This window comes from Streptomyces mayteni (assembly GCF_054783955.1).
Genome location: NZ_BAAGPR010000042.1, coordinates 21,578 through 33,408 on the forward strand (window position 1 = coordinate 21,578; position 11,831 = coordinate 33,408).

Sequence of the window (11,831 nt, forward strand, 5' to 3'; positions counted from 1 at the left end):
TCGCTTACCGGAAAGTCATACTCGGCGCGGTACGGCTCCGTCCTGCCAGCGGTAGAGGTCGCGCAGCAGGGAAATCTCGGCGCCGTGATGGATCAGCTCCCGGTTGACGTGCAGAATCCTGTTCTCCATGGGAAACCGCTCGGGACCCACCGCGGGCGGATTCTCCAGGTCGGCGTCCGAGAGCTCGCGGACCCCCGCGTTCCACCTCCCATACATCTCGTCGAGCTGTTTCAGCGCCCCGTCAGCGGTCCCCGCGTAGGCGAACGGCTCGGACTCCAGGTCCTGGCCGCCGAAGTACCATCCGACCCGATAGCCCAGGCAGGAGACGATGATGTGCGCCAGCCGCCAGGCGATCGTGGTCACCGGCGCCGGCACCGGGGCAGGGGACGCGGAGTCCATCGTCCATTCCCCCGGACCTTCCGACATCGGTGCGGCCGACGTGCCACGGGGGCGGATGCTCCAGCAGCCGCGCACCGGCTCCCAGAAGTACTCCTCATCGGTAAGCCCGTCCAGCCGCGGCCGCAGGTTCTTCTGCCAGTACCAGTCCAGCTGGTCCGCGAGTCGCTCACTTCTTGTCATTCCCGCACACTACATACAACGGCGACCTGGCCGCGCCCCTCCGCCGCCGGGCGGCTGGCCATGGTCAACGGGCTCGGCTCGAGCGTGTTGGGGGGCCGGCGCACCGGCGAACGACGCGAGTTCAACCCGAGAGGCTCGTGCCGGTGAGGGCAAGTCGGAGGTCGGCGGCGGTGCGGAAGTGGACGCCGGTCATGCCGGCCGCGCGGGCGGCCACCACGTTGGCCTCGGTGTCGTCGACGAAGAGGCAGCGGGCCGCCGGCACGCCGACCCGGTCGGCGGCCAGCGCGTAGACGCGGGGGTCCGGCTTGGCGACGCCGAGGGCGCTGGTGTTGACGACGGCGTCGGCGACGTCGGCCAGGCCGAGCCGCGCCAGGTCCTCGTCGAGCCGGGTGGTGGCGTTGGAGACCAGCGCCACCGGTATCACCCCGCGCAGCCCGGTGAGCAGCGTCACCACCTCGTGGTCGACGCGCGGCAGCACCGCCGACCAGCCGGCGACGGCGGCCTCGGCCGCGTCGACCGAGCCGTGCGCGGCGGCCAGTTCGGTGACGATGGCGGCCCGCCACTCGGCGTCCGTCGTCCGGCCGGTGATCGCCGCGTCGATCAGCGGCGGGGTGAACGCGACGGCCGCGACGGCGCCGACGGGGAGCCCGGCGGCCCGCTCGATCTCGTCCAGCGGCGGCCAGTGCCGCAGCACCCCGTCGATGTCGCAGAGCAGGGCACCGAACGGCGGCACGGTCATGGCTGCGGCTCCCCTCACGGCGGACGGCTTCCGCCCCGCCGAGCATCGTCGCACGACGCGGCCCCGCTACCCCCCTTCCGGGAGGTCGGGAACGTAGCGGGGGGCGAGTCGGAAGACGAGTTCCAGCAGCACCCCGGACGCCAGCGCCGCCGCGACCGCGACGGCCGGCATCTCGCGGCCGGCCAGGGAGAGTTCGAAGAAGTCCTGGAGCCACGGCACGGAGAGCGGGATCGCGAAGCCGGCGACCATCAGGCCGAGCAGCAGGGTCCGCCACCAGGTGAGGGGGCGGGCCACGATGGTCAGGATCCACAGGGCGATCAGGAACAGCGTCAGCGTGGTCGCGCTGCTCTCGGCCTCCCGGCTGGCGTCGGTGCCCCCGTAGTGGGCGCGGGCCAGCAGGTAGACGGCGAAGGTGGCGACGCCGGCGATCACCCCGAAGGGGATGGCGAGACGCAGCACCCGGCGGACGAAGTGCGGGCGGGCGCGCTCGTTGTTGGGGGCCAGCGCGAGGAAGAACGCCGGGATGCCGATCGTCAGCGCGGACACCAGCGACATGTGGCGCGGCAGGAAGGGGTACGGCACGGCGGTGAGGATGACCGCGAAGGCCAGGAACACCGAGTAGACGGTCTTGGCGAGGAAGAGGTTGGCGACCCGCTCGATGTTGCCGATGACGCGGCGGCCCTCGGCGACCACGGTGGGCAGCGCCGCGAAGTTGTTGTTCAGCAGCACGATCTGGGCGACGGCTCGGGTGGCCGGCGATCCCGAGCCCATCGCCACGCCGATGTCGGCGTCCTTGAGGGCCAGCACGTCGTTGACGCCGTCGCCGGTCATCGCCACGGTGTGGCCGCGGGACTTCAGCGCGTGCACCATCTCCCGCTTCTGCTGCGGGCTCACCCGGCCGTAGACGGCACCGCCGGCCACCGTGTCGGCGAACTCGTCGGGGTCGGCGGGGAGTCGGCGGGCGTCCACCGCGGTGCCGCCGTCCAGGCCGACCCGGCGGGCGACGGCGCCGACCGAGACGGCGTTGTCGCCCGAGATCACCTTGGCGGCGACGCCCTGTTCGGCGAAGTACCGCAGGGTGTCGGCGGCTTCGGGCCGCATCCGCTGTTCGAGGACGACCAGCGCCACCGGCTCGGCGCCGGCCGCCACGGTCGGTTCGGCGACGCCGACGCCGCCCCGTGCCCTGGCGAGCAGCAGCACCCGCAGCCCGCGCGCGTTCAGCTCGTCCACGGCGGCCAGCCTCGGGTGGTCGGCCGGCAGCAGCACGTCGGGAGCGCCCAACAGCCAGACGTCGCCTGGGCCTTCGGGTTCGGCGAGGGCGGCCGCGCTGTACTTGCGGGCCGAGGAGAACGGCAGCGTGTCGGTGGCCCGCCAGCCGGCGGGGGCGGGGAAGGCGTCGGCGATGGCCAGCAGGCTGGCGTTGGGGCGCGGGTCGCTGGCGCCGAGCGCGCCGAGCACCCGCCGCGCGTACTCCTCCGCACCACCCAGCACCCGCAGCTCGGCGACGTCCATGCCGCCCTCGGTGAGGGTGCCGGTCTTGTCGAGGCAGACGACGTCGACCCGGGCCAGGCCCTCGATGGCGGGCAGTTCCTGCACCAGGCAGCGCTGCCGGCCGAGCCGGACGACGCCGATGGCGAAGGCCACCGAGGTCATCAGCACCAGCCCCTCGGGCACCATCACCACGATCCCGGCGACCATCCGGCGGATCGCCTCGTCGGTGTCGGCGTCCTGGCCGAGCAGTTGGCCGAGGATCAGCCCGATCGCGGCCGGCACCAGCAGGATCAGGCAGATCTTGAGGATCCGGCTGATCCCGTTGCGCAGCTCGGAGTCGACCAGGGTGAAGCGGGACGCCTCCTCGGCGAGCCGGGCGGCGTACGCCTCGCGGCCGACCCGGGTGGCGACGAAGGAGCCGCCGCCGGCGACGACGAAGCTGCCGGACATCACGGTGTCGCCGGCACGTTTCACCACCGGGTCCGACTCGCCGGTGAGCAGCGACTCGTCGATCTCCAGGCCCTCGGACTCGATGACGGTGCCGTCCACCACGACCTGGTCGCCGGGGCCGAGCAGCAGCACGTCGTCGAGGACGATCCGGTCGGGCGGCACCTCGGCGGCCACCCCGTCGCGGCGCACGGTGGGCCGGGCCTCGCCGACCACCGCCAGGCTGTCCAGGGTGTGCTTGGCGCGCAGTTCCTGAACGATGCCGATCAGCGCGTTGGCGAGGACGATGAAGCCGAACATCCCGTCCTGGATGGGCCCCACGACGAGGATGATCGCGAACAGGGTGCCCATGATCGCGTTGAACACGGTGCAGACGTTGGCCCTGACGATCTGCCCGACGGACCTGGAGGACCGCACGGGCACGTCGTTGACCTGCCCGCGCCCCACCCGTTCCGCGACCTCGGCGGCGGTCAGCCCGCGTGCCTGGCCCTCGATCTCGACATCGGTCTGCGCCATGCCTTGACCCTAAGGGACCTGGTGGCGGCGCCGGGACGGGCCTCGGAACTCGGCCGGGGTCACGCGCCCCGGGCGCGGTCGTGGACTCGGTGTTCGGCGATGACGTCGGCGAAGGCGGTGGTCAGGCCGTCGGCGGCCGCGCCGTCCGCGGCGGTGACGACGCCGCGGTCGTCGACGACGCCGTCGCCGTCGGCGGAGAGCCGCACGCCCGACAGGTCGAGGGTGCCGAGGACGCCGACGCCGCTGCCGACGGCCGCGATGGCCTTGCCGTGCCGGAACGCCTCGGCGAGGTAGCCCCTGGCGGTGTCGTCCCTGGCGAGGGTGCGGGCGCTCTCCGGGCCGCCGGCGACGCAGACCGCGTCGTACAGGGTGGAGGCCATGGCGGTCATGGCGTGGTCGGCGAGGACCGTGGAGCCGTCCGCGGCGCGCAGCCGGCCGGCGTGCGGGGCCAGCACCTCGGGCAGCGCGCCGCCGCGGGCCAGGGCGTCGCGCAGGGCCAGCACGTCGGGGGCGGAGACGCCGTCGGCGGCCAGGATGGCGACCCGGCGGGTGGCGACGGTGGCGCCGTCGGGGGCGGTGTTGGTGGCGTTGGCCATGGAGAGCGCGGGGGACGTGCGGCCGTGGTTGGCGACGGCGGCCCGGTCGGGCGCTGCCAGGCCGAGCCCTTCGGCGACGCGGCGGGCCAGCTCGTTGTCGACGTGGTTGAGCTGGTCGACGGTGCGTTCCCTGATCTCCAGCCTGGTCACCTTGCCGAGCTCGAACCGGAAGGCGGCGACGATGTGGTCCCGCTCCCAGTCGGCCATGGAGTTCCAGAAGAGGGTGGGCTGGCCGTAGTGGTCGGCGAAGCTGGGGCTGCGGCGGCGGATCTTGGCGCCGTCCACCCGCTCCTGGTGGTGGACGTAGGCGCCGGCGTCCGGGGCGGCGAGCCCGGGGCAGCCGCCGCTGATGGAGTTGGGGCTGTAGCTGGTGCGGTCGGGGTGGATCCGGTGCTGGCCGTAGCCGTCCCGCTGGTTGTTGCGGACCCTGGCGAGGGGCCGGTTGACGGGCAGCTGCTGGAAGTTGGGGCCGCCGAGCCGGATCAGCTGGGTGTCGAGGTACGAGAAGTTGCGGCCCTGGAGCAGCGGGTCGTTGGTGAAGTCGATGCCGGGCACCACGTGCGCGGTGTGGAAGGCGACCTGCTCGGTCTCGGCGAAGAAGTTGTCGGGGTTGCGGTCGAGCACCATCCGGCCGACGGGGCGGACCGGGACGATCTCCTCGGGGATCAGCTTGGTGGCGTCGAGCAGATCGAAGTCGAACGCGAACTCGTCCTTCTCCGGCACGAGTTGGACGCCCAGCTCGTACTCGGGGAAGTCGCCGCGCTCGATGGCCTCCCACAGGTCGCGGCGGTTGAAGTCCGGGTCCTGGCCGGCGAGTTTCTGGCACTCGTCCCAGACCAGGGAGTGGGTGCCGAGCAGCGGCTTCCAGTGGAACTTGACGAAGGTGCCGCGCCCCTCCGCGTCGACGAACCGGAAGGTGTGCACGCCGAAGCCCTGCATCATCCGGTAGCTGCGCGGCAGCGCCCGGTCGGACATCAGCCACATCACGGTGTGCAGGGTCTCCGGTTGGAGGGAGACGAAGTCCCAGAAGGTGTCGTGCGCGGAGGCGGCCTGCGGGATCTCGTTGTGCGGCTCGGGCTTCACGGCGTGCACGAAGTCGGGGAACTTGATGGCGTCCTGGACGAAGAAGACCGGGAAGTTGTTGCCGACCAGGTCGTAGTTGCCCTCGCGGGTGTAGAACTTGGTGGCGAAGCCGCGCACGTCCCGCACGGTGTCGGCGGAGCCGCGGGAGCCGGCCACGGTGGAGAAGCGGACGAAGACCGGGGTGACGCGGTCCGGGTCCTGGAGGAAGTCGGCACGGGTGTACTCGGCGAGCGAGGCGTAGGGCCGGAAGTGACCGTAGGCGCCGGCGCCCCTGGCGTGCACGACGCGCTCCGGGATCCGCTCGTGGTCGAAGTGGGTGATCTTCTCCCGGAAGTGGAAGTCCTCGAGCAGGGTGGGGCCGCGCTCGCCGGCGTGCAGCGCGTTGTCGGTGTCGGCCACCCGGGTGCCGAAGTCGGTGGTGAGGTGGCCGTCCTCGCCGCGGTCGCGGAGCGGGTCGAGCTGTGCCTGCTTGTCGGCGGCGGCTCCGTCGTCGGCGATCTCGTCGTGTCGCGGCATCTGCTCTCCCGGCGCTGGGGGCACCGCCCGGCGTCAGCCGGGGGGGGCGGTCCTTTCGACCACCGTCGCCGCCGGCGGCGGCCGCCACAATTCGGGCGGGGCCATCCGGCGCGGCCGGGCCGCGCCGGGGTGGGCCGTGGCGTCAGGTGCCGGGGCGCCAGGCCGGGCTCGCGGTGGCGGGCTCGGGCGGCAGGTCCTCGTGGGGCGCCGGGACGAACCGCCGCTGCCGCGGCTCGTCGTCGTCCTCGCCGCAGAAGGCCGCCTCCAGGGTGTCGCCGAGGGCGGTGTTGACCGCGCCGTTGTTGGTGGCGTTGGCCATCGCGGTGACGCTGCGGTCGCCGTCCTCGGTGGTGAAGGCGTAGGTGTAGTAGCCCTGGACGGTGCCGGTGTGCCCGTAGACGGACACGCCGCAGGACATGTCGTAGCGCCGCAGGCCGAGGCCGTAGTGGCGGGTGCCGGTCGCGTCGGTCGGGGTCATGGCGAGCATGGCGGCCCGCTCGTCCGGCGGCAGCAGCTCGCCGTCGAGCAGGGCGCTCGTGAAGTCGTTGAGGTCCTCGGCCGTGGAGATCATGGCGCCGGCTGACTGGGCCCAGGAAACGGTCTGTTCGGTCGAGTCGACCAGCGGGGCGCCGGCCTCGTCGGGGGTGAGGTGGCCGTTGATGTGGTTGCCGGCGATCTCGGTGTCGGGGTGCACGTAGCCGGTTCCGGTCAGGCCGAGGGGGGCGATGATCCGCTCCTGGTAGGCCCTGGCCAGCGGCTTCCCGGTGAGCTCCTCGATCAGCATGCCCACGACGATGAAGTTGGTGTTGGAGTAGGCGTAGGCCGAGCCAGGGTCGACGGTGAGCGGCCGGGCGAGCGAGAGGTCGACGAGTTCGCGCAGCGAGAAGACCCGGTCGCGGACGGCCTCGAAGCCGGGCACGGTCCGCTCGAACATGTCGTTGCTGTAGTCCCAGAGCCCGCTGCGGTGGCTGAGCAGGTGCCGGACGGTGATCCGGTCGTCGGGGAGCAGCCCGGGCAGGTGCCGGTTGACGGGGTCGTCCAGCTCGGCGGCGCCCTCGGCGACGAGTTGCAGCATGACGACGGACGAGAAGGTCTTGGTGACGCTGCCGACCCGGAAGCGGGCGTCGGTGTCCATGGGCAGCCCGGTGCCGAGCCGCCGTTCGCCGGTGACCTCGCGGTGGACGCCTTCGCCGTCGTCGACCCGGGCCATGGCGCCGGGCGCGCCGGCCGCGGTGGCGGCCTCAAGCGCCAGGAGCACTCCGTCGAGGTCGGGCGCCGCCAGCTCGCCGCCGGCCGTGGGCTGGGCCACGGCGGTGCCGGTGCCGGCCGCCAGCGCGGTGAGCAGCGCCAACCCGAGAATGGTCGTTGTCCTGCGCACGGTGGCTCTCGTCTCCTTCTGGCCCTTCTGGCCCTTCTGGACCGGGGTCCGAACGGGTCGCCCACGTTAGCCATGTTCAACTGCGGACCAGGGTGGGCCGACCGACGGCGCGGGCCCGCGTCGGGCCGCCGTCGGGCCGCGTTGGGCCGAAACGGCGACCGCCCACCGCGTGACACGGTGCGCGCGCCGAGGCGCCAGGCCCGCCGCCCCTGGCCAAGATGCGGGGGACCGCCCCGCCCCCCACCCCCCGGAGGCTCCGTGTCCGCCGCCCGGCGCCTGCTGCTGCACCGCCCCGACGACCTGCTGTTCGTCCTCGTCGACCTCGTGAACCTGACGCCACGGCGCGGCCGGCTGGTCGCCGCGGACCCGGGCCAGCCCGGGCTCGTCGTCTTCCACCTGCCGCCGCAGCACGTGGCGGAGGGTTCGGCGGCCGACGCGGCGGGCGCCGCCCAGGGGCGGCCGGCCTGGTCGTCGGGCGCGACGACGCTGTCGTTCACGGTGCCGCCGGGGCCGCGCGGCATCGGCTTCGACGTGGCCGACCTGCTCGACTGGGCCACCCTGGGCCTGCGGCGCCTGCCGCCCGGCGGGACGCCGGATCCGGCCGCCCCGACCGTCCTCGACGGCCAGCCGGTGTCCGCGATCGAGTTCCCCACCCGCCTGCTGCTCACCCCGGACGGCGAGGTCACCTGGACGCACCGCGCGACCCCCGGCAGCTTCCGCGGCCGCACCGAGCTCTGGCACACCGCCCTGACCGCGAAGGACGGCGGCGACATCCCGCTGCGCGCCTTCGCGGTGGCGCCGGGCCGGCCCGACCACGCCGAGCCGTCCCTGCCGCTGAAGCCGCAGGACCTGCTGGACATGGTCACCCTGACCAGCACTCCCGAGCTGGTCTCGCCGGCCGGCAACTACACGGCGGAGCCGCTGACCGCCCACCGCTTCCTGTTCACCCCGCTCGGCGCGACCGTCGAGCTGGGCGCCGCCTGGGACTACCCGGACCCGGCCGAGGCCGCGGCGCGCGGCTTCCCGGTGGTGAACCTGGCCTCGTACCAGAACACCGCGGGGCTCGGCCGCGACCAGCTGGTGCGCACCGAGCACTGGGGGCGGCTGTCCACCGGCCATCTGGCGAGCGTCACCGACACCCACGAGCGGCGGTTCGAGACCGCGCCAGGCGGCGTCTCCGCCGTGGCCTACCTGCGCAAGCGCACCTATGTCACGGTGAAGCAGCCGGAACAGCGGTACGACGCGACGACCGCGGGCTACGACCAGGACGGCCGCAAGATGCCGTTCGTCACGCTGCGGATCACGGACCTCAGGACGCCGGAGGTCGCCGGCGTCGACTCCACCCACACCTTCGTGGTGCCGGGCGACGACGCCGGGAACCCGTACCTCTTCACGCTCGTCGGCACGGACCGGCAGGGACACCGCGTCACCTTCAGGCTGCCGCTCACGTTCTTCCCGACCGGGGTGACGGGCGACCAGGCGAGCGGCGCCTACAACGGCCAGGACGCGTCGGTCAGGACGGCCGACCTCGCCGGGCAGGCCCTCACCCTCGCCGAGCCGCCGACCGCCGCGCCCGACGCCACCACCCTGCCCGTGACCAGTCTCACCTTCGAACTGGACAAGGCCCCGAAGCACCCCCTCCGCGCCCTTCCGGTGATGGCCACAGGGCAGGTCCGCGTCCCGGCCCTGGAGCACGTCACCAGCACCGGCGGCGAGACGCCCGTCACGCTCCACGACACGTACCTCACCGCCGGTCCCGAGGCGCAGGGCGCGCACACCAGTGGGCCCTTCCTCTCCGTCGACGTCGCCAAGCTGCCCAAGGGCCTCCCGCTGGCCTTCGGCCCCCAGAACGTCGGCGGCCTCGCCCGGCCGGACGCCGCCATCACCGAGCTCACCAGCCTCGCCGGCCCACTGCCGGGCGCGCTGACGGGCAGCACCGATCTCACCCGAGACGCGCTCAAGGCAGCGTTCGCCGACGCCAGGCTGCTGGGCACCGTGAAGCTCGGGGAACTGCTCAGCACCGCGCCACCGCCGCTCGACCCGGGCAAGCTCAAGAACCTGACCGAGGCGCAGGTCCAGAACCTGCTGGACAACGCCCAGTTGCCGCTGCCCGTCCTGCGCGACTTCGGGGACCCGGCCTCGCCGAGCCGCGTGATCCGCTACCTGTGGACGCCGCCCCTCGTGAACCTGCCCTTCATCGAGGCGTCGAAGGCCACCCTCACGCTGGAGGCCAGGACAGAGGTGTCGCCTGATGGCCTCTCCAAGTCCACGGTCCGGGGCGTGCTGAAGAACCTCAAGCTCGACTTCGTCGACGTGGTCACCGTGCACGCCGACAAGCTCACCTTCGTCAGCACGCCGGGCACCAAGCCGGACGTCACGGCCGAGGGCATCACCATGGCCTTCCAGGGGGCGCTGGAGTTCGTCAACGACCTGCGGAGCGTGCTGCCCAAGGACGGGTTCGGCGCCGGCGCGTTCGTCGACGTCACGCCAGGCGGGATCCGCGCCGGCTACTCCCTCGCCCTGCCGGCCCTGGCCGTCGGGGTGTTCAGCCTCACCAACATGGTGCTGGCCGCCGAGCTCTCCATCCCCTTCGACGACCAGCCGTTCCGGTTCCGCTTCGCCCTCTCCGAACGCCACAAGCCCTTCAACCTGAGCATCGCGCCGTTCAGCGGCGGCGGATTCCTCGCCATCACCGTGTGCGGCGACAAGGTCGAACTCATCGAGGGCGCCCTGGAGTTCGGCGGCAGCGCGGCGATCAACCTGGGCATCGCGGAGGGCGGCGTCTACCTGATGGCCGGCATCTACTTCGCCATCGGCCCCAACGGGACCCTGATCAGCGGCTATGTGCGCTGCGGCGGGCACCTCTCGGTGCTCGGCCTCGTCAGCGTCTCCGTCGAGTTCTATCTGGCGCTCAGCTACGAGAAGGTCACCCGCGGCGCCGACAACTTCCCCGAGGTCTACGGGGAGGGCCGGGTCACGGTCAGCGTGCGCGTCGCCCTCTTCAGCAAGTCCGTGTCGCTGCACCTGGAGCGCCGCTTCCGCGGCTCCGCCGGCGATCCCCCCTTCAGCCAGTTCGTCGACTTCGCCGACTGGGACAAGTACTGCCTGGCCTTCGCCGCCTGAGGAGTCTCAATGATGAAGTCAAGCCGCATGCGTGACGGGCGAGGCGGGGGTGAACATCCTGCCGTCACGCAAGAGTGCCCAGAGAACGCTGGCTCGTCGGCGAGCCAAGGCGATGACGGCTTGGACGTGTTTGCAGCCCTCCCCGCGCTTCTTGAGGTAGAAGTCCCGGTTCGGGCCCTCGCGGACGATGCTGGTCTGCGCGGACATGTAGAACACTCGTCGCAAGCGTCGGCTGTAGCGCTTGGGCCGGTGGAGGTTTCCGGTGCGTCGGCCGGAGTCACGCGGGACGGGCACGAGTCCAGCCGCGGAGGCGAGGTGGCCGGCGTCCGTGTAGGTCGCGAGGTCGCCCGCGGCGACGACGAACTCGGCGCCGAGGATGGGGCCCATGCCGGGCAGGGATTCGATGATCCCCGCCTGCGGATGGGTCCTGAATGTCTCGCGGATCTGCTTGTCGATGCGCTTGAGCCGGTCGTCCAGTGCCAAGATCTGCGCGGCCAGGTCGGCGACGATCTGGGCGGCGACATCCTCACCGGGCAGGGCGGTGTGCTGGGCTTGAGCAGCCTCCAGCGCGGAGGCCGCGACCGCGTCGGCACCACGCACGCCGCGGTTGGCCAGCCAAGCCGTCAGCCTGGCCCGGCCGCGGCGGCGGATGGCCGCCGGGGTCTGGTAGCCGGTCAGCAGGACCAGCGCGCCCTTGTGGGCGGAGTAGTCGAAAGCCCGCTCCAGCGCGGGGAAGACACCGGTCAGCACGTCGCGCAGCCGGTTGATCATCCTCACCCGGTCGGCCACGAGGTCGGAGCGATGGGCGGTCAGCAGCGCGAGATCGGCGGCCAGCTGGGCGGGCACGTCGATCGCGGTGAAGTCGTTGCGGTGACGCGCGGTCTCGGCGATGACGTAGGCGTCGCGGGCATCGGTCTTCGCTTCGCCCCGGTAGGCGCCGGCCATGCGGTTGACCGTGCGGCCGGGCACGTAGACCGCCCGCTGGCCGTGGCCCGCGAGCAGGGCCAGCAACAGCGCGGAGGACGTGCCGGAGATGTCCACCGCCCAGTGGACCTCGTCCGCCAGGCCGAGGATCTCGCCGAGCGCGGTCAGGATCGCCGACTCGTCGTTGTCGATCTTCTTCGACCACAAGGTGGCCCCGGTCTCATCGACCACCGCCCCCCAGTGGTGGCCCTTGCCCGCGTCGATACCGGCCCAGACCTGGGCCCGTCGCTCGCTCATTCGCCCCTCCTCGTGCCGCACAGCATGCCGTCGGCCCGAGGAACACCCCGCTGTCATCTCCGTAATCAGCGACCGCACGAAGCGCGCACATCTCAATCAGCAGTCAGGGCGCCCCGGAGAGCCGGACGGCCACTCCTCAGGA

7 protein-coding genes are annotated in these 11,831 nt (G+C 72.5%); 1 reads left to right on the forward strand and 6 read right to left on the reverse strand.

The window, feature by feature from the left end; genetic code table 11:
• Window positions 1-15 precede the first annotated feature (15 nt).
• From ACYVPE_RS19570 to ACYVPE_RS19590, 5 genes are all read right to left on the reverse strand, one after another.
• Window positions 16-579 (reverse strand): DinB family protein, encoded by a 564-nt coding sequence (locus tag ACYVPE_RS19570; RefSeq protein WP_461034936.1) that lies wholly within the window; start codon window positions 577-579, stop codon window positions 16-18.
• Between the two features lie 121 nt (window positions 580-700).
• Complete coding sequence (locus ACYVPE_RS19575) at window positions 701-1,318, reverse strand: HAD-IA family hydrolase (protein ID WP_461034937.1); 618 nt, start codon at window positions 1,316-1,318, stop codon at window positions 701-703.
• Between the two features lie 66 nt (window positions 1,319-1,384).
• Window positions 1,385-3,772: an HAD-IC family P-type ATPase gene (locus ACYVPE_RS19580; protein WP_461034938.1), complete on the reverse strand. Its 2,388-nt coding sequence runs from the start codon at window positions 3,770-3,772 to the stop codon at window positions 1,385-1,387.
• 59 nt (window positions 3,773-3,831) lie between these two features.
• On the reverse strand, window positions 3,832-5,967 hold the full coding sequence (locus ACYVPE_RS19585) for a catalase (RefSeq protein ID WP_461034939.1): 2,136 nt from the start codon (window positions 5,965-5,967) through the stop codon (window positions 3,832-3,834).
• A gap of 142 nt (window positions 5,968-6,109) precedes the next feature.
• Window positions 6,110-7,345 carry a serine hydrolase domain-containing protein gene (locus ACYVPE_RS19590; RefSeq protein ID WP_461034940.1) on the reverse strand — a complete coding sequence of 412 codons (1,236 nt, stop codon included), beginning with the start codon at window positions 7,343-7,345 and terminating at the stop codon, window positions 6,110-6,112.
• Window positions 7,346-7,603: 258 nt separating this feature from the next.
• On the opposite strand from ACYVPE_RS19590, the gene ACYVPE_RS19595 reads away from it, so the two are divergent.
• Window positions 7,604-10,468 (forward strand): hypothetical protein, encoded by a 2,865-nt coding sequence (locus tag ACYVPE_RS19595; RefSeq protein ID WP_461034941.1) that lies wholly within the window; start codon window positions 7,604-7,606, stop codon window positions 10,466-10,468.
• Window positions 10,469-10,486: 18 nt separating this feature from the next.
• On the opposite strand, the gene ACYVPE_RS19600 is transcribed toward ACYVPE_RS19595, so the two are convergent.
• A complete protein-coding gene (locus ACYVPE_RS19600; protein WP_461034942.1) occupies window positions 10,487-11,689 on the reverse strand; it encodes an IS110 family RNA-guided transposase in 1,203 nt (400 codons plus the stop codon).
• Window positions 11,690-11,831 lie beyond the last annotated feature (142 nt).

Bases quoted from the DNA above. Each gene is read 5' to 3' on its own strand.
- ACYVPE_RS19570 (WP_461034936.1), bottom strand. From the start codon at position 579: ATGACAAGAAGTGAGCGACTCGCGGACCAGCTGGACTGGTACTGGCAG.
- ACYVPE_RS19575 (WP_461034937.1), bottom strand. From the start codon at position 1,318: ATGACCGTGCCGCCGTTCGGTGCCCTGCTCTGCGACATCGACGGGGTG.
- ACYVPE_RS19580 (WP_461034938.1), bottom strand. From the start codon at position 3,772: ATGGCGCAGACCGATGTCGAGATCGAGGGCCAGGCACGCGGGCTGACC.
- ACYVPE_RS19585 (WP_461034939.1), bottom strand. From the start codon at position 5,967: ATGCCGCGACACGACGAGATCGCCGACGACGGAGCCGCCGCCGACAAG.
- ACYVPE_RS19600 (WP_461034942.1), bottom strand. From the start codon at position 11,689: ATGAGCGAGCGACGGGCCCAGGTCTGGGCCGGTATCGACGCGGGCAAG.